We start from the raw sequence: 16,512 nt of genomic DNA on the forward strand, positions 1-16,512 counted from the left end.
GGAAAGTCATGAAGGTGGTCATCGACCAGGACCGGTGCGTCGGGGCGGGGCAGTGCGTCCTGGCCGCGCCGGAGGTGTTCGACCAGCGCGAAGAGGACGGCATCGTCGTGCTGCTGCAGGAGAACCCGCCCGAGGAGCTGCACGCGCAGGTCCGCGAGGCGGCCCAGATCTGCCCGGCGCTGGCCATCGAGCTGGCCGACTGAGCAACGGTTCCCGGTGGGCGGGCGGCCACGGCGGCCGTCCGTCCATTGTGGTTGGTGCCGGTCCGTGACCTCGGGCCCCGGATTCTCCCGGTGGGGTGACGCTCGTCCGGGGAATGTCGTGGCCGGGCCCGCGCTGGCTAGGGTGACTCGTCCTGTTGCCGGGGAAGGGAACTCCCGCCGTGTCGTTTCGCCGTTGTGTGACAGTGCTTTTCCTCGGGCCGGCGCTGCTGGCCGGTGCCGCCGGGACGGCTTCCGCGTCCATCGCGCCGATGCCGCCTTCGCCGGCCCGCTGTGCCGCCGTCGGCGAGGTGGCCGAGCAGCTTCGTTCCGATGTGGACACCATCGTCGACGGGATGGGCAGCAACCCGAACGCGACCGCCGCCCCGGCATCGCGGGCGTTCCAGAAGGCCACCTTCTCGCTGCCGGCCGCTCCCGGCGCCACCTGCCCGGCCGACGGGGCGGCGTCGGCGGCCGTCGTCGGCTCGATCTTCGGTTACGTCGGCGCGGTCAACCACTTCGCGGCCACCCAGACGCCGACCGTCAGCCTCGTCGTCGATCCCAGTGTGAGCAGCTTCGTCACCGCTCTGCAGACCGCGGCCCCGGCCACCTTCACCAGCGTCACCCGGTCCGTCACCCCGGAGATGCGCGGCGAGCTGCTGCAGGGCAAGTACGTGCTGACGGCCGCCACGCTGGGTCTCTGAACGCGGGGCCCCTTATCGTGTAAGGAGTCGTTCGAGGGGTGAGGAGCCGTCCGTGGTCGTGTTCGCCGGTCAGGGTGACGCTCGTCGTTCGATGGAGCTGTTGTGGCGCACGGGGGTCGCGGCCAAGACGGCCCCCGGGCCGAAGCCGGGCCTGAGCGTCGCCCTCATCGTGTCCGCCGCCATCGAGATCGCCGACGCCGACGGCATGGCCGCGCTGTCCATGCGCGCGGTCGGCGATCGGCTGGGGCGCACCGCGATGGCGCTGTACACGTACGTGCCCGGCAAGAGCGAGCTGATCGACCTGATGTACGACCACGTGCTCGGCGAGCTGCGCGAGGACCACGACCTCTCGTCCGGCTGGCGGCCCGCGGTGCTCGAGCTGGCGCGGGAGCTGGGGGAGTTCCACCTCCGGCACTCGTGGCTGCTGCAGGTGTCGTACGCGCGGCCGGTGCTGGGGCCGGGGGAGTTCCGGATGCAGCAGCTCGTGCTGCGGGTGCTGCTGGCGACGGGGCTGCCGCCCGCCCGGGTGCGCTGGATCGTCGGCGCGCTGCTGAACGTCGTGCGCGGTTCGGTCCAGCCCGCCGCCGAATCCCGCCAGGCCGCGCGCGAGACCGGACTGTCGGAAGAGGACTGGTGGTACTCGCGCTCGGCGTTGCTGGGCGAGCTGGTCCCGGACTTCGCCGAGCGGTACCCGCTGGTCGCGCGCCTCGGCGAGGGCCAGACCCCGCCGCCGTCGGGCACCGGGTCCTACCTGGAACGCGAGGCCTGGCGCAGCCTGGACGCCGGTGTGGAACTCCTGCTGGACGGCATCGAGACGGCCATCGCCCGCGAGGTCTGAGCCCGTCGCCGGTCAGACCAGGTTGGCTCGATAGTCCGCCTCGGCGATCTCCCGGATGGAGCCGACCGAGCCGCCGAGCGCGTCGGCCATCTTGGCGGCCTCCTGGGCGATCATCAGGTTGTAGAAGCCGCCGCCGAGGGTGAGGGCTTCGGTGAGGCCGCGGTCGTCACCCTCCCAGAGGTGGGCGCGGATCAGGGCCTTGCCGCACTGGGTGAAGGCCTCCTCGACGCGCACGACGGTGGCCAGCAGCGCCGGTTTGCCGCCCGCGCTCAGCTGGCGCAGCAAAGCGGGGTCGTCGGAAACCGTGGCGCGGCCGTTGACCCGCAGGGTTTCCCGCATGCCCGGCACGAAGAACAGCAGCGCGACGGACGGGTTGCGCAGGATGTTCTCGAACGAGTCGGCCAGCCGGTTGCCCGGCCTCTCGGGCAGGGCGAGCGTCCACGGGTCCAGCACCTTCACCGAGCCCGGCGGGTCGCCCTTCGGGCTGATGTCCAAATTGGACTCCGCGTCGGTGGTGGCGAGGCAGAAGAACGTGCTGTGCGCGATGAACCGCACCAGGAACTCGCCCAGCACCGGTTCTTTCTTCTCGGCGATGAACCGCATCGGCTCGCCGATGATCTCGCGCAGCCGGGCGTGGCCGATGCCCGGGTAGTCGTCGGCGGCGGTGTGGGCGGGGACGTCAGACATCAAGCACCAGCTTCGGGGTCAGCGCGCGGGAAACACACGGGAACAGCACGTCGCCGCGGGCCTGCTCGTCTTCGGACAGGATGTCGTCGCGGTGGTCGGGCACGCCTTCGAGCACCTTCGTCCGGCAGGTCCCGCAGACGCCTTCGCGGCACGAGCCCTCGACCGGCAGCCCGGCGTCCTCCAGTGCGCGCAGGATGCTGCGGTCGGCGGGCACCTGCACGGTCCGCGCGGACCGCGCGCACACGACCTCGACCGGGGTGTCGGGCCGGGGCGGACGGGGCCGCGGCTTGAACCGCTCCAGGTGCGGCGAGCCGGCCGGCCAGTGCGCCATCCCCTTCTCGACGGCTTCGAGCAGTGGCTCCGGACCGCACACGTAGACCTCGCCGCGCGGCTCCTCCAGCAGCTCCGCCAACGGCAGCCGCCCGGTCCGGTCCGACGCGTGGAAACCGAAGGGCCCCAATGATTCCAGCTCCGCGCAGAAGGCCATCGAGTCCGCCGTGTGCCCGCCGTACGCCAGCTGCCACGGCACGCCCCACTCGGCGGCCCGGCGCGCCATCGGCAGGATCGGCGTGATCCCGATGCCGCCCGCGATGAACAGGTACTCCCCGGCGCGGGTGAAGCCGAAGTTGTCGCGCGGGCCCCGGATCTGCACCTTCTGGCCGGGCCTTAGGAACGCGTGCACGTACTCCGAACCGCCGCGGCTGCGCGGGTCGCGCCGCACGCCGATGCGGTAGCTCGACCGGTCGTCCGGCGAGCCGCACAGCGAGTACTGCCGGCTGATGCCGGTCGGCAGCACTAGCTCGACGTGCGCGCCGGGCTGCCACTCGGGCAGCGCCCCGCCGTCCTCGCGGACCAGCTCGACGGACACGACGCCGGCGGCTTCCCAGCGCAGCTGCCGGACGATCACCGGGAGTTCCATACGCCCCTCCTTGGTCAATGACCAATCTAGGTCACTGACCAAGGTGCTGGCAAGGTGGCTCCGACCACCTACGATCGGCGGGGTGACGACTTCCGCAGCTCCGGACCGCCGGGCCGACATCGTGCGGGTGGCGCTCGACGTGCTCGAAGAGTCCGGGCTGGAGGCCACCAGCCTGCGCGCGGTCGCGGGCAAGCTGGGCGTGCGGATGAACACCGTGCTGTGGCACGTGAAAACGAAGGCGCGGCTGCGCGAGCTGATGGCCGACACGATCCTGGACAGCATCGGCCTCGACGGCCTGCCCGAGGACCCGCGCGAGCGCGTGGTCGAGCTGGCTCACCGTTACCGCGCGGCATTGCTGGCCCACCGCGACGGCGGACGGGTCGTCGCGGGCACGTTCACCAGCGGGCCGGGCACCCTCGGCACGGCGGACGCGCTCATCGGCGCGTTGACCGGCCTCGGCCTCGACGACCGTCAGGCCGACTGGACCTGCTGGACGATCGTCTACTTCGCGATCGGGCTGGTCGTGGAGGAGCAGGGCAGCGCGGAGTCGCCGAAGCTGCACCTGGAATCGCCGGCGACGCTGGAGCCGTACCCGCACCTCCGGCGGGTGCAGCTGAGCGAGGCCAACGACCGGTTCGACGACCGGTTCACCTTCGGCCTCGACCTGATCCTCACGTCCGCTTCCGCGCCTCGATGAGGAATCGGGTGGTGGTGGCGGTGAACGGGCCTTCGCGCAGCTGCTCGTGCAGCTCGCGCAGCCGGGGCCGGTAAGCCTCGACGGTGAAGCCCGGCACCATCCAGATCACCTTGCGCAGGAAGTAGATCACCGCGCCGATGTCGAAGAATTCGGTGCGCAGCTGTTCGGGCCGCAGGTCGACGACCTCGAGCCCGGCGCGTTCGGCGGCCGCCCGGGCGTCTTCGGGATGACGGCCCCGGCGCACCTCGGGCGGCTGCGGCCCGAGGAAGTACTCGACCAGCTCGAACACACTGGCCGGGCCGACCTGCTGGGACAGGTAGGTCCCGCCCGGGCGCAGGACCCGTGCGATCTCGTCCCACCACGCCGTCACCGGATGGCGGCTGATCACCAGCTCGAACGTGCCGGCCCGGAACGGCAGCGGCGGCTCGTCGGTGTCCGCGACGACCACCCCGCCCCGCGGCTCCAGCAGCGCGGCGGCCTTGGCGAGGTTCGGCGGCCACGATTCGGTCGCGACGGTCAGTGGCGGCAGCACCGGCACCCCGGCCAGCACCTCGCCGCCGCCGGTCTGAATGTCCAAAGCGGACTCGACGTGCGCGAGCCGTTCGCCGATAAGCCCTTGGTAGCCCCACGACGGCCGCTGCTCGGTCGCCCGCCCGTCGAGCCAGGAGAAGTCCCAGCCCGCCACCGAAACGGCCTCGGCCTCGGCCACCAGCTCTTCGAACGTGCGTGTCATGGCCTGATCGTCACAGCGGGAGCCGGATGGTGGCAACTCAGCGGCGCCGCACCGGTTGCGGCGGCACCGGCTTCGCGGCGACGACGGCGTCCAGCGGGACGACCACGAGGCCGCGTTTCGTCTCCACGGTGCAGGTTTCGGCGTCGCGCTCGCGCAACGGGCCGAGGGCGTCGGTGAAGCCGCCCTCGATGCGATAGCGCACGACGACGCGGGTGCCGAGCGGCAGTTCCCTCAGCGGCGTCATCGGGGAAGGCGCGCGCTCAGCTCGTCGTCACTCGGCTCGACGAGGTGGGTGCCGTCGCCGAAGACGATGGTCGGGATGCGGCGCGGGCCGCCCTGCAGCTCGCGGACCAGCGCCTCGGCCGCGGCGTCCGCCTCGACGTCGACGTAGTCGTACTCCACGCCTTCCGCGTCGAGCAGCGCGCGGCTGCGCTTGACGTCCGGGCACCAGCTCGCGCCGTAGACCACCGGCTTCATGACACGACCTCCGAGGGGACGGGAGTGGATTTCTCTTTCACGACAACGGGTTCCGGATGCCCGAGAAAGGTCAGCCAGTCGCGGAACACGTGGTGCACGGCCTCGGCGCCCACCGGCTCGCCCGGCGCCGGGAACTCCCGCGGGTGCACGATGAACCCGCGCTGCTGCGGGCCGCCGAGCGCGCCGTGGGAGCCGACGTGCCGCTCGAACGGCGAGGACTGGTCGGACTCCGGGTCGTACCGGCTGTTGATCATGATGTCCGCGCAATGCGGGAAGGTGTCGACGCGCTGGACCAGCTCGTCGGCGAACGGGCCGTAGTCGGCCAGCGGGTCCTCGCCGATCACGACGCCGGTGGCGAGCCGCTTGAGCCCGTCGCGGCCCAGCACCACGGGCCCGAACTCCGAGCTGTGCACCAGCATGAAGCCGACGCCGTCGTGGTCGACCAGGGTGGGCAGCAGGTCCGGGTACTCGCGCTCGATGGTCTCCAGCTCGACCCGGCCCTCGTGCTCGGTGAACGACACCATCGCCAGGTGCCCGGACACGACGGCGACCACCCCGGGCGCCACGCGGGTGACCGCGCCGGGGGCGCCGCTGGTGGTGCGCTGCCGGTTTTCGCCGCCTTCGGCCTTCTCGACGCGGCCGCGCAGCCGGCGCGCGATCAGGCCGCCGGTGGTGGTGGCCTCGGCCAGCGCCGCGTTGACCTGCCAGCTTTCGGCCTGCCGCCGCTTGCCCGGCTCGGCCACGGGCTTGCCGCCGCACAGCCGTCCGACCAGCGCCTCCATCGTCTCGCCGAACCGGTCCGCAAAGGCCTGGCCCTGGGTCTGGCCGTGGTCCGAAAGCCCGACGATGTGGTAGCGCCGCGGCGCGATCCGGCTCGCGCGTTGCAGCCGCGCGAACTGCTGGTCGATCGAGCGCAGCACCTCCAGGGTGTCGAAGCGCTCGATGCCGGAGTGGTGCGCGACCTCGTCGTAGCCCAGGAAATCGGCGTACACCACGGGCCGGCCGGCCAGCATGTCGCCGATGATCGCGGACACCACCACGTCACGCGCGATCACCGTGGTGCCCGGCCGCGCGAGCGGGTAGAAGCCACCGCGCGGGATCCGCGGCATCACGCCGGCGCGGCGCTGCTTGGCCGCCGCGGACAGCTCGCGGAAGACGTCGACCAGCGCCACGCCGAACGTCCGCAGCACGTTCACCGGGTTCGCGAAGTAGGCGCGGTAGCCGGCGCCGACCCGGTCGCGCTTGCGGCCGCGCAGGGTGCGCGGCACCAGCACCGGGATCGAGCTCATGGTCAGGCTGACGTGCTCGGCGTCGCCGGAGAACAGGTTGCCGTGGCTCGCGCCGTCACCCGAGAGCAGGCCGCGGCCGTTGGTGTGGCGGCGTTCGATCTCGGCCGCGTCGGTCGGGTGCGCGCACGCCATCACGTGGTCGCGATCCTTTTCGTACCAACGAAAGCCGAGGATGTCGTGGTTCGAGCCGTGCAGGATGCCGCAGACGCTGGCGCCGGTCTGCGAACTCCAGTCGGTGTGCCAGCGGGTGAGCGAGTGCGTGCCCTCGCCCAGCCAGGCGGCGAATGTCGGCATGTCGCCGTCGCGCACGGCGCGGCGCACGGTGTCGTAACCGAGGCCGTCGATCTGCAGGAAGATCACGCCGGGCGGCTGCTCGGCAAGGCCGGCGTCCGGGTTGTGCCGGCGACGGCGGCGGGCCGCGCGGCGGAAGAAGATCTCGTCCTCGTCGACCGCGAGCAGGCTGGAGATCACCGCGCCGACGGCCGACATCGCGACCGTGACGATCACCGCCGCGCTGAAGCTGTGCAGCTCGACGCCGGGCACGGCCTGCAGGATCGCCAGCGTCGCCACGCTCAGCAGCAGGAAAGTGCCGACGCCGAGGGTGAAGTACGCGATCGGCCAGGCGATCCGGACCACCAGCGGCCAGACCACCGACGTCAGCAGGCCGAGGATCAGCGCGCACACCGTGGGCTGCCACCAGGACTGCATCGAGAACCCGTCGAGCCACAGGTCGAGCAGGCGCAGCGCGCCGGTGACCGCGGCCCAGACCAGGATCACGCGGGCGACCACGCGGCCGCCCTGAAGCAGCCGTCCCTTGCCCGGTTCGGGATTCGTCACTGGTGTCCTCCAGTTCGCTCCGGCTTGCGGCGCAGCTTGCTGATCAGCGTCATGGCGACGGTGACGAGCAGCACCAGCACGGTGGCGAGCAACGTGGCGATCAGGGGTGAGTCGAAGATGCCGCCGCTGATGATGCCGAGCAGCGAGTAGGCGACGGCCCACAGCACGCAGGCGATCAGGCCCGCGGGCAGGAACTTCCGCCACGGGTAGCTCAGCGTGCCCGCGGCCAGCAGGACCGGGATGCGCCCGGCGGGCACCAGCCGGCCGATGACCACGAGCTGCCAGCCGCGGCGGGCGAACTGCTCACGGCCCTTGGTCAGCCGTTCGGCCTGCTGCCGGCGTTCGACCCAGCGCAGCAGCGCCTCGCTGCCGAACCGGGGGACCGCGAACGTCAGCACGTCGCCGAGGTACGCGCCGAGCACGGCGAGCAGGATCACCAGCGGCAGCGAGAGGTGGTCGGTGGTGGTGGCGACCGCGGCGGCGGCGCCGACCACCGCGCCGGTCGGCACCATCGGGATCACCGAGCCCAGCAGGACCCCGCCGAACAGCGCCGGGTAGCCGATCGCCGACGGGTCGGACCAGTTCACACCTTGTCCCCGGGAGCCGGGAGCGCGACCTCGGCGCCGGGCCGGGTCAGCAGCACCTCGGTGGGCAGGCCGGCCTTGAAGACCTCCGCCGCGAACGTGCGCGGCGGCTCCACGAGCAGCTTGCGCATCCGCGCGGTCCGATGGATGCCGGGCACGGCCAGCGTGCCCCAGTGCACCGGGATGATCACTTCGGCCTGAAGAAGCTTCGCCGCCTCCGCCGCACGCTCGGGTGTCAGGTGCCCCGGGCCGAGGTTCGGGCCCCAGCCCCAGACCGGCAGCAACGCCACGTCGAGCGGCGCGAAGTCCGCCATGCCGTCGAACAGGTCGGTGTCGCCGGCCGAGTAGACGCGGACGCCTTCGGCCTCGAGGAGGTGTCCGAGCGCCGGGCTCTGCGGCCCGTGCGTGAGCCGCGGTCCCCAGCGGTGGCCGGAGTGGACGGCCTTCGTCGCGGTGACCCGGAGGTCGCCGTCGGTGAGGGTCTCGCCGGGCGACAGCTCTTCGACGTTCGGGAAACCCCGCTTCGCGAGCCAATGCCCGGCGCCGCGCGGGACCACGATCCGCGTCCGGCGGCCCACCAGCCGCAGCGAAGGCAGGTGGAGGTGATCGCCGTGCAGGTGCGAGATCAGCACCAGGTCCACGTCGGACCACGCGGACGCGTCGGGCAGCGGGGCCACGCGGGTGAGCGGGCCGACCCGGGAGGTGAGCACGGGATCGGTGAGGACCACGCGCCCGCCGAGTTCGACCCGCGTGGTCGCGTGGCCGAGGAAGTGCAGGTTGAGGCCGGTCACGGTTCCGAGTATCACCTGGTTGGGACGGAAATGCCCGGCGGAGTGGCAGGTCGCACCTTGTCGGGTCCCCCGCTGGGCCCGGGCTTCAGGGAGTGGGCAGGAGCGACGAGATCTTGAGCGAGCTGGTGCCGAGGCCGGTCGGCCCGCTGAACGGGTGGGCGGCCGGGGTGACGGGAGCCGCGGGCCGGTAGCTGAGCTCCGGCTCGGTGTAGCGGTGACAGCCCTCGTGCCAGTTGAGGATGCCGGCGAGCCAGTTCTTCAGCTCCCCGGTGTACGCGAGCAGAGTTTTGCGCGCGGCATCGTCGAGGTTGTAGTCGGTGAAGAGCGTGGGGAGCGCGACGTCGACCGCGTGCTGGAACTCCTGCAGGCGGGCGGCCATGAGGTTGGCGACGACCTCGAAGGCCTCCTGTTCGCCGACGTCCAGGAAGTTCCGGACCACCAGCACCGCGTTGTGCAGCTCGCCCTCGTACTGGATCTCCTTGCGGTACGAGAAAACGTCGTTGAGCAGGCAGGCGTAGTCCATCGCCGAGTGCTCGATGGCCTGGATGGTCCGGGTGCGGTAGATCTCGGGCGGCACGGTGCGGCCGTGGCCGATGCGGCACAGGCTCATGGTCAGCTCCGAGCCGAAGGTCTTGCGCCGCATCTCGACGTAGTCGATCGGGTCCGGGATGCGGTTCTGGACCTGGTTGGCCAGCTCCCAGACCCAGCTTTCGAGCATGTCCACGATCGCCTTGCGGAACTGCTGCCGGAAATCCCGGGCCATGGTCGCGGTGGTGCGGGACCAGAGGTCGGCCAGCGCAGTCTCGAGCGCGTTCAGCGGCGGCGGCATCGGCTCGTCGTCAACCGGCAGGAACAGCTTGAACCGCTCGGTCATCGCCTTCGCGCCCGCGACGTTGCCGGTCGTGCCGAAGACGACGGGGTAGTAGTCGTCGCCGTAGGTGCCCCAGGTCAGCCAGCCGCTGGTGAGGTCCAGCTGCTCCGGCGTCGCGTCCGGGTGGATGCCCGCGGCGCACAGCGGGAGGTCGAACGCACGCAGCTTGTGCTCGTCCCACACCACGCCGTCGAGGATGCCCATGGCCTGCGACCAGCCGACGACGTTCTCCCGCGCCTGGTCCAGGTGCGGGCTCAGGGTGAGCGGGAACGGCAGGGTGATCTCCGGCTGGTCGATCGGCCCGACCGGTTCGAACGGCTTGTGCTGGAAGCTGCGCATCCGCTGCGGCGCCGTGGCCGCGAGCGAGGAGAAGATCCGCGCCGCGGACGTGCCGAGGCCCGCCGGCCCGCCCAACTGCTCCGGTCCGTCCCGCCGTTCCAGCGCGCCTTCGTTCATGTACCGGCTGGAGCGAAGGTGCCACTCGTGCCCGCCGGACTGCCAGTCCTGCAAACCCTTGACGTAGGCGAATGTTTCGGCCCGCCCGGCCGGGTCCACGCCGTGCTCCTCGAACACCCCCGGCACCTCGGTGAGCGCGGTGTGCTCGAACTGGTGCAGGCGGGAGGTGAGCAGGTTGTTGACCGCGTCCGCGGCCTCTTGCGTGGAGCAGCCGAGGAACTTCTCGAACACCAGCACGCCGTTGGACAGCTCGCCCTCGTCCTCCACCTCGCGCTGGTAGGAGAACAGGTCGTTGCGCAGGTGCACGGCGTCGGCGAAACAGTCGCGCAGCACCTCCATCGGCCGTTTCGCGGCGATCGAGTCCGGCACCTCCGCGTGGAGGGAGTGCTCGATGAGGTTCGCCGACCACGGCGCGCCGCCGACCTTGCGGCGCATCTCGATGTACTCCACCGGGTTGGAAACACGGCCCTCGTTGATGTTCGCCAGTTCCCACAGCGATTCGTCGAGCAGATTCCGGGTGCTGTCGGTGAACCGCCGCCGCCAGCCCGCCGACCGGAGTGGCACGGTGCGGTTCCACAGGTCTTCGAGCCCGCGCTCGACCGGGTTTTCCGGGGTCGCGGTGATCTCGCCGGTCACCGGCATGAACAGCGCCACCCGGTCCAGGTACGCGCGGGCGCTGTCGATGTCGCCGGTGCGCTTGAACAGCTCGAGGAAGTGGTCGTCGAAGTAGAAGACCCAGACGTACCAGTCGGTGACCAGGTCCAGCTCGGGCGCGCCGGCGTCCGGGTGGGTGTACGCGCAGAGCAGCGCGTAGTCGTGGGAGTCGAAGTCGCCCTCGTCCCAGATCACCGTGCCGTGCTGGGGCACGTCGATCATGTCCATGGTGTGCGCCCAGGCCTTGCTGTGCGCCCGCGCCCGGCCCAGGTTCGGGTTCAGCCGGGCCGGATACGGCATGTAGAACTCGGGCAGAGCAAACGGCTGCACGCGGCTTCCCTGGCCTTCCCTTTCGCTGGGTCCGGACCCCGTGAGGCAATCAAACCCGCCCGCGCCCCGGAAGCCCCGCGGTGCGCGACCACACGAATGAGCGGGGCCCGTCGCCCGGGCAGCCCAGCGCGGGTCACCGCGCGGTCGGCTCCGGGTGCCGTTCCGTCGCTCTAAGGTGAAGATCATCGGTACTGCCGCGAGCGAACGGGCCGCTCGCGTCATGCTGCTGCGGTACCGCTGCCGGGCCCGGACCGGGAAGTGTTGCGGGGCCTGCGGTGTTCACCCCGATACCCCGACTGCGAGGAGTGACCATGAGCGACGAGACCAGCGTTGTGCGCAATGACGACGAGAGCCGCTACGAGGTGTTCGCCGACGGCAAGCTGGCCGGCTTCGCCGCGTACACCGACCGCGGGCCGCTGACGGTGTTCACCCACACCGAGATCGACGACGCGTTCGGCGGGCGCGGCCTCGGCAAGGTGCTCGCGAAAGCGGCGCTGGACGACGTGGTGGAGCGCGGCCGCGTGATCGTGCCGGTGTGCCCGTTCATCGCCGGGTACCTCCGGAAGAATCCGGGTTACGGCGACCATGTCCGTTGGCCGGAAGGCACTTCCGCCAGCTGATCAGTCCTCTGTGGACGAATTTTCGAGCCGTCCGGCGAGGATGCCCGAGCGGGCCAGCTGGACCGCTCGGGCGCGCGACGCGGCGAAGCGCAGCAGGCCGAACGGCGCGTGCATCCGCAGGGCGTCGGTGACGCGCGTGCCGTCGCCGTCCGGCTCGAGGCCGAAGCGGTAGCCCATGCGTATGCCGCCGGGGGAGACGACGTCGCCGTACACCGCTTCGGTGGCCTTCAGCCGGAGCGTGACGACGATCGGGCTGTCGTACCGCAGGAAGCCCAGGAATCGGAAACGCTCGACGGCCGTGTAGCGCGTTGTCCCGCCTTCGCGGCCCACGTCGCGCACCTCGACGACGAGGGGTGAGAGACCGACGTAGCTGGCGGGCTCCGTGAGGTGCGCGGAAACGGCGGCGGGGGTGGCCGCCACGGTGAACTGGTGGCGAAGTTCGGTGTCGGGCACGCCTGAGGTTAGCCAGGAGCCCGGTTTCGCCCCGCGCAGGCGTTGGGCCATTCGGGGCACGCCGGCGCGCGGGCTTTTCACGGAAGCTGCCCGCATGACCGGATAGCGCCGTTCTGGGCAGGGCTGTCTGGTCCAGCCGGACTGGGCCAAACGGCGGTCTGCTGTCTGTTTTGTCCGATACCTTGGTTATTAACCAACCTTCGTCGGTGGTGCATCGGTTTCTGGGCAACAAAAGTGGGCAGCGTCCCCCCGTGGTGCGTGACTCGCTCACGCAGGATCCGTCCAGCAGCACAACTGGAGGAAGATTCCATGACTTCCCGGAAAACGGTCGTCGCGAGCTTCACCCTGTTTTCGGCCGCGGCGCTGACGGCGGGCATCTGCTCGTCGGCCGCGTCGGCGAGCCCGGTGGCCTTCGCGCAGATGCAGGCGCAGGCCATCAGCCAGGCCACGCAGGTCGCCGGCAGCCTCGGCGCGGCGAGCGGCGGCATCTTCCTTGACAACGGCAAGGCCGTCGTCAACGTCACCGATGCCGCTTCGCAGGAGAAGGCCGAAGCCGCCGGCTTCGCCACGAAGATGGTCAAGCACAGCTTCGCGGCCTTGACCTCGGCGAAGAACTCCCTCGACGCGGTCAAGAACGTGCCGCAGACCGCCTGGGGCATCGACACCAAGAACAACCAGGTCGTCGTCAAGATCTACGACTCGGCCTCGAAGGCCACCGCGGACAAGGTGACCGCGGCCGCCGCCCAGCTCGGCGACTCGGCCCGGATCGAGCACCTGGCCGGCAAGCTGTCGCTGTACATCGCCGACGGCGACGCGATCCAGAACGACCAGGGCCGCTGCTCGCTCGGCTTCAACGTGACCCGGGGCGGCTCGCCGTTCCTGCTCACCGCGGGCCACTGCACCAACCTCGGCGGCACCTGGTCCGGCGGCGACGTCTCCGGCGCCACGGTCGTCGAGAGCGACTGCCCCGGTGCGGACTCCGGCCTGCTGACCCGCCCGAACGGCTCCGGCCCGGGCGAGATCAACACCGGCCAGGCCATCACCAGCGCGGGCTCGCCGACCGTCGGCGAGCAGATGGAGAAGCAGGGCTCGACCACCGGTGGCGGCAGCGGCCAGGTCACCTCGGTCGACGAGTCGGTCAACTTCGACGTCGGTGTCCTCAACCACGAGTTCGGCACCACCGCCCACACCGACCACGGTGACTCGGGCGGCCCGGCGTACGACGGTTCGACGGGCCTGGGCACCCTGTCCGGCGGCGACACCGTGACCAGCTACTTCTACCCGCTGACCCTGGAGCTTCAGTCCTACGGCCTCTCCCTGGCCTGATCCTCCGGTAGTTCTGTTTCGAGCAGCCCCCTCCACCGCTTGGTGGAGGGGGCTTCCTCGCGTTCTGAGCCATTACGCTGACCGTTCATGGAGCCGAATTCGAGCCCGGCCAGGCGGTTCTGGGTGGCGCTGGAGCCGTTGCACGCCGTGGTCTATTTCGCGCCGGAGCCCGCGGCGGCGGCGAAGGACGCCGGGCTGCGGGGCTGGTGGATGGGGTACTTCGCCGGCCGCGCGGCGCCGCTGGGCCCGATCGGGCCGGCGCCGGTGACGTCGATGTTCTTCGGCTTCGCGCCCGGGATGGTGGCCCGCGCGCTGCCGGACGCGTGGAAGTTCGCTCGTCCCGAGGACGTGTTGCGCACCCGCGTGGAAGCGGTGGAAGCGGTGCTCGCGCGGGTGCTGCCGGAGGCGGGGCTGGCCGAGCTGACCGGTTTGCTGGAACGGGCCGTCGCGGGCTGCCGCTTCGATGGCCGTCCGCTGGCAGCTGCGTGGGCCGCCGTCCCGCGCCCACCACGCCTGCTCGCGCGGCTGTGGCTGGCGACCTGCGTCCTCCGCGAACACCGCGGCGATGGGCACGTGCTCGCGTCCGTGGCCGCGGGCCTGACCGGGCTCGAAGCGGGCCTGACCCACATCGCAACCGGCGCGACGACCCGTGAACTGCTGCAACGCGCCCGCGGCTGGACCGACGAGGAGTGGGAGGCCTCGCGCTCGCGACTGCTGGCTCGCGGCCTGCTCGACGCCTCCGGCCGCCTGACCGAGGCCGGCGCCGCCGTCCGCCACGAGGTCGAGGCCACCACCGACCGTCTGGCCGCCGGACCGCTGGAAGTCCTTGGCACAGCGGAAACCGAGCGTGTCATCGAACTGGCCACGACGTTGAGCCGTTTGGTCATCGACGCGGGTGTGGTGCCGGTACCGAACCCGATGGGCCTGCCACGGCCGTGAAGGCCGGTGTCAAATAGTCCACATCGGACACCGAGTCGCGGTCAACCCCCCAGCAACCGGGCCAGCGCCGCACGAGCCCGTTCATCCCGTGACGCCAAGGATTGCAGCTCCGCGGCCAGCACCGTGAGCCACTCGTCCAGCTCCGTGTCTCGGCGGCTGATCACCACGCCCCGCACCACTTGCCGGACCTCGGCGGCGACACCGCCGCTGCGGCTGGCGGTAAGTACCAGCAGCTGGTCCGGCGTGGTCACGCGCACTTCCACCGGCTGGCCGGCGCGGCCCGCCACGCGGTCGGCGAAGGTGCGGCGGCGGTCGACTTCCACCATGCCTGGGGGGAGGGCCGCGCCGAGGGTGTCGGACAGGACGCGGCTGTAGGACTCGACGTCGGCGCGGTCGGTGCGCAAGGTGGCGACCAGCAGGTGGAAGTCCAGCTCCGAACCGGCCATCAGTCGGTCAGGGGCAGCACGAGCTGCGGCTTGGTGATGTGGTGATCGGCGCGCAGCGGCTTCACCGCGGTGCCGATCGCGAAGAACTCCGTGGTGTGCCCGCCCCAGCGGTGCGGCAGCGAGAGCAGCTGGACGCCCACGATGCCCTCCGCGTGCAGTTGCTCGGCCTCAGCCTGCATGCGCGACATTGCCAGCTCACGCGCGTCGTAAAGCGCCTCGGTGTACTGCGGGATCTCGACGTTCTGCCCGATATTGCCCATCGCCTGGCGGAATCGCTGGTGCGCGATGTGGTAGACGCACGAGCCCATCACCATGCCCAGCGGCGCGTAACCGGCCTGCACGAGCGTCCAGAAATCCTGGCCGGACAGGTCGGAGGTGAACGGCTTTCCGGTGTTGTTGCGCCATTCCCCGGGTTCGTCGGCCTTCACCGCGGTGCCGACGGCGACGAACTCGGCCAGGTCGTTGCCGAACTCCTTGAACTCGATCTCCAGCCGCACGGCCACGATCCCGTCGGCGCCGAGCAGGTCCGCCTCGGTCTCCATGCGCGACATCGCCAGCTCGCGCGCGTGGTACATCGCGGCGGAAAGCCGGTCCATCTCCTGGTTCTTGCTCCACCGGCCCATCTGGAAGCCGACGTGGTAGATGCTCGAGCCCAGCACCAGCCCGAGCGGGCGGAACCCGGCTTCGCGCACGAGCAGGAACTCGTTCACGCTCAGGTCCGAAGTGAACAGGCTGGTCGCCTGTCCCGGCCGCATCTCGGCGAGCCGGCGCATCGCATCCTCGGGGATGTGCTGCGCGGCGGGGTCCACAGTGGTCACAGGGCCTCCTTGTCAGGCTCGGTTCAGCGGCAGCATGGTGAGCGCGGACGTCGGCGCGGCGGCCCCCTGGTGGAAGCGGCCGATCGCGGTGCCGAAAACGCTCGACACCCCGGCGACGCCGATTTCGCCCAGCTGCCAGGTGTTGAGCGTCATCCGCGAGACGATCGCGCCGTCGGCGCCGGTGGCCTGCACGGCGCGGCGGAACTGGCTCCTGGCGTCGGACCGCACGTGCGTGACGAGCCGGGTGTGCGCGTCGACTTCGGTGTTCCCGGCCCACATCGTGGTCTGGTACTGCATGTTGTAGTCGAACGTGGTGTGCGCGGCGATGCCGGTGACGATGTCCGCGGGCACCCAGCCGGCCTGCATCAGCTTGCCGACGTCCTGCCCCGGCAGCTCGGTGGTGAACACCCGGCCCGGGCGCTGCCTCGAGTCCGCGCGCACGGCCGTGCCGAGCGCGACGAACTCCTGCATGGTCTCGTCGAGCGGGGTCACCGTCAGGTTGATGCCGAGTACCCCGTCCGCGCCGATCGCCTGCGCCTCCAGCCGGAGCCGGTCGAGGGCGACGCCGTAGCCCTGCCGCAGCGCGTCGGCGTACAGGCCGATCTGCTGGTTCGGGGTCATGCCGTACACCGGGGTCCAGCCGAGCCGCTCCACGATGCAGCCCATCACCTCGCCGACGGCGGTGAAGCCCGCGACCTCGGCGCCGACCGCGGCCGGCACGCTCAGCAGCGAGGTGTGCAGGCCCGAAGAAGCGAACCGGTCGACGCGCGCCTGCGCGACCGGCGGTAGCCCACGGCCATCCCAGTCGGGCACTCGGACCTCCTCGCGGCCCGTGGCGGCGGG

Annotated in this window: 20 protein-coding genes; 7 read left to right on the plus strand and 13 right to left on the minus strand. The window is 71.1% G+C overall.

Features of this window, described 5'->3' with window-relative positions; all coding sequences use genetic code 11:
• Positions 1-8: 8 nt before the first annotated feature.
• The 3 genes from OG371_RS22315 (at position 9) to OG371_RS22325 (ending at position 1,742) form a co-directional block, all read left to right on the plus strand.
• Positions 9-203 (plus strand): ferredoxin, encoded by a 195-nt coding sequence (locus tag OG371_RS22315; protein WP_329072184.1) that lies wholly within the window; start codon positions 9-11, stop codon positions 201-203.
• 197 nt (positions 204-400) lie between these two features.
• On the plus strand, positions 401-904 hold the full coding sequence (locus OG371_RS22320) for a hypothetical protein (protein ID WP_329072186.1): 504 nt from the start codon (positions 401-403) through the stop codon (positions 902-904).
• A 52-nt stretch (positions 905-956) separates the two neighbouring features.
• Positions 957-1,742 (plus strand): TetR/AcrR family transcriptional regulator, encoded by a 786-nt coding sequence (locus OG371_RS22325; protein ID WP_329072188.1) that lies wholly within the window; start codon positions 957-959, stop codon positions 1,740-1,742.
• 12 nt (positions 1,743-1,754) lie between these two features.
• Here OG371_RS22325 and OG371_RS22330 read toward each other — a convergent pair whose 3' ends face one another.
• On the minus strand, positions 1,755-2,429 hold the full coding sequence (locus OG371_RS22330; RefSeq protein ID WP_329072190.1) for an MSMEG_1061 family FMN-dependent PPOX-type flavoprotein: 675 nt from the start codon (positions 2,427-2,429) through the stop codon (positions 1,755-1,757).
• Positions 2,422-3,348 (minus strand): PDR/VanB family oxidoreductase, encoded by a 927-nt coding sequence (locus OG371_RS22335; protein ID WP_329072192.1) that lies wholly within the window; start codon positions 3,346-3,348, stop codon positions 2,422-2,424. The genes OG371_RS22330 and OG371_RS22335 overlap by 8 nt, the downstream gene beginning before the upstream one ends.
• An 82-nt stretch (positions 3,349-3,430) precedes the next feature.
• On the opposite strand from OG371_RS22335, the gene OG371_RS22340 reads away from it, so the two are divergent.
• Positions 3,431-4,045, plus strand: a complete 615-nt coding sequence (locus OG371_RS22340) for a TetR/AcrR family transcriptional regulator C-terminal domain-containing protein (protein WP_329072193.1) — start codon at positions 3,431-3,433, stop codon at positions 4,043-4,045.
• Here the strand turns inward: OG371_RS22340 and OG371_RS22345 are convergent.
• The 7 genes from OG371_RS22345 to OG371_RS22375 form a co-directional block, all read right to left on the minus strand.
• Entirely contained in the window at positions 4,020-4,778 is a 759-nt protein-coding gene (locus OG371_RS22345) for a class I SAM-dependent methyltransferase (protein ID WP_329072195.1), read from the minus strand. The two genes, OG371_RS22340 and OG371_RS22345, sit on opposite strands and share 26 nt — an antisense overlap.
• Positions 4,779-4,815: 37 nt before the next feature.
• Positions 4,816-5,022, minus strand: a complete 207-nt coding sequence (locus tag OG371_RS22350) for a putative acetyltransferase (RefSeq protein WP_329072197.1) — start codon at positions 5,020-5,022, stop codon at positions 4,816-4,818.
• Positions 5,019-5,255: a glutaredoxin family protein gene (locus OG371_RS22355; protein ID WP_329072199.1), complete on the minus strand. Its 237-nt coding sequence runs from the start codon at positions 5,253-5,255 to the stop codon at positions 5,019-5,021. Before OG371_RS22355 ends, OG371_RS22350 begins: the two co-directional genes overlap by 4 nt.
• A complete protein-coding gene (locus tag OG371_RS22360; RefSeq protein ID WP_329072201.1) occupies positions 5,252-7,381 on the minus strand; it encodes a phage holin family protein in 2,130 nt (709 codons plus the stop codon). The genes OG371_RS22355 and OG371_RS22360 overlap by 4 nt, the downstream gene beginning before the upstream one ends.
• Entirely contained in the window at positions 7,378-7,968 is a 591-nt protein-coding gene (locus OG371_RS22365) for a DedA family protein (protein ID WP_329072203.1), read from the minus strand. The genes OG371_RS22360 and OG371_RS22365 overlap by 4 nt, the downstream gene beginning before the upstream one ends.
• Positions 7,965-8,756, minus strand: coding sequence for an MBL fold metallo-hydrolase (locus OG371_RS22370; protein WP_329072205.1), 792 nt, complete (start codon positions 8,754-8,756; stop codon positions 7,965-7,967). The genes OG371_RS22365 and OG371_RS22370 overlap by 4 nt, the downstream gene beginning before the upstream one ends.
• Positions 8,757-8,841: 85 nt before the next feature.
• Complete coding sequence (locus tag OG371_RS22375) at positions 8,842-11,067, minus strand: terpene synthase family protein (protein WP_442876132.1); 2,226 nt, start codon at positions 11,065-11,067, stop codon at positions 8,842-8,844.
• A gap of 311 nt (positions 11,068-11,378) precedes the next feature.
• On the opposite strand from OG371_RS22375, the gene OG371_RS22380 reads away from it, so the two are divergent.
• On the plus strand, positions 11,379-11,687 hold the full coding sequence (locus tag OG371_RS22380; protein ID WP_329072207.1) for a GNAT family N-acetyltransferase: 309 nt from the start codon (positions 11,379-11,381) through the stop codon (positions 11,685-11,687).
• On the opposite strand, the gene OG371_RS22385 is transcribed toward OG371_RS22380, so the two are convergent.
• Positions 11,688-12,140 (minus strand): SRPBCC family protein, encoded by a 453-nt coding sequence (locus tag OG371_RS22385; protein WP_329072209.1) that lies wholly within the window; start codon positions 12,138-12,140, stop codon positions 11,688-11,690. It lies immediately after the preceding gene.
• A gap of 309 nt (positions 12,141-12,449) precedes the next feature.
• Here OG371_RS22385 and OG371_RS22390 point away from each other — a divergent pair, with 309 nt between their 5' ends.
• Both OG371_RS22390 and OG371_RS22395 read left to right on the plus strand, forming a co-directional pair.
• On the plus strand, positions 12,450-13,466 hold the full coding sequence (locus OG371_RS22390) for a S1 family peptidase (RefSeq protein ID WP_329072211.1): 1,017 nt from the start codon (positions 12,450-12,452) through the stop codon (positions 13,464-13,466).
• Between the two features lie 87 nt (positions 13,467-13,553).
• Positions 13,554-14,405 (plus strand): SCO6745 family protein, encoded by an 852-nt coding sequence (locus OG371_RS22395; RefSeq protein WP_329072213.1) that lies wholly within the window; start codon positions 13,554-13,556, stop codon positions 14,403-14,405.
• 41 nt (positions 14,406-14,446) lie between these two features.
• On the opposite strand, the gene OG371_RS22400 is transcribed toward OG371_RS22395, so the two are convergent.
• The 3 genes from OG371_RS22400 to OG371_RS22410 are packed head-to-tail and all read right to left on the minus strand — an operon-like array spanning position 14,447 to position 16,482.
• A complete protein-coding gene (locus tag OG371_RS22400) occupies positions 14,447-14,851 on the minus strand; it encodes a hypothetical protein (RefSeq protein ID WP_329072215.1) in 405 nt (134 codons plus the stop codon).
• Positions 14,851-15,669, minus strand: a complete 819-nt coding sequence (locus OG371_RS22405; protein ID WP_329072216.1) for a heavy metal-binding domain-containing protein — start codon at positions 15,667-15,669, stop codon at positions 14,851-14,853. The genes OG371_RS22400 and OG371_RS22405 overlap by 1 nt, the downstream gene beginning before the upstream one ends.
• 12 nt (positions 15,670-15,681) lie before the next feature.
• Complete coding sequence (locus OG371_RS22410; RefSeq protein WP_329072217.1) at positions 15,682-16,482, minus strand: heavy metal-binding domain-containing protein; 801 nt, start codon at positions 16,480-16,482, stop codon at positions 15,682-15,684.
• Positions 16,483-16,512: the final 30 nt, after the last annotated feature.

Origin of the sequence: Amycolatopsis sp. NBC_01480 (genome assembly GCF_036227205.1) — a bacterium.
GTDB lineage: Bacteria > Actinomycetota > Actinomycetes > Mycobacteriales > Pseudonocardiaceae > Amycolatopsis.

Bases quoted from the DNA above. Each gene is read 5' to 3' on its own strand.
- OG371_RS22315 (WP_329072184.1), top strand. From the start codon at position 9: ATGAAGGTGGTCATCGACCAGGACCGGTGCGTCGGGGCGGGGCAGTGC.
- OG371_RS22330 (WP_329072190.1), bottom strand. From the start codon at position 2,429: ATGTCTGACGTCCCCGCCCACACCGCCGCCGACGACTACCCGGGCATC.
- OG371_RS22335 (WP_329072192.1), bottom strand. From the start codon at position 3,348: ATGGAACTCCCGGTGATCGTCCGGCAGCTGCGCTGGGAAGCCGCCGGC.
- OG371_RS22345 (WP_329072195.1), bottom strand. From the start codon at position 4,778: ATGACACGCACGTTCGAAGAGCTGGTGGCCGAGGCCGAGGCCGTTTCG.
- OG371_RS22350 (WP_329072197.1), bottom strand. From the start codon at position 5,022: ATGACGCCGCTGAGGGAACTGCCGCTCGGCACCCGCGTCGTCGTGCGC.
- OG371_RS22355 (WP_329072199.1), bottom strand. From the start codon at position 5,255: ATGAAGCCGGTGGTCTACGGCGCGAGCTGGTGCCCGGACGTCAAGCGC.
- OG371_RS22380 (WP_329072207.1), top strand. From the start codon at position 11,379: ATGAGCGACGAGACCAGCGTTGTGCGCAATGACGACGAGAGCCGCTAC.
- OG371_RS22390 (WP_329072211.1), top strand. From the start codon at position 12,450: ATGACTTCCCGGAAAACGGTCGTCGCGAGCTTCACCCTGTTTTCGGCC.
- OG371_RS22395 (WP_329072213.1), top strand. From the start codon at position 13,554: ATGGAGCCGAATTCGAGCCCGGCCAGGCGGTTCTGGGTGGCGCTGGAG.
- OG371_RS22400 (WP_329072215.1), bottom strand. From the start codon at position 14,851: ATGGCCGGTTCGGAGCTGGACTTCCACCTGCTGGTCGCCACCTTGCGC.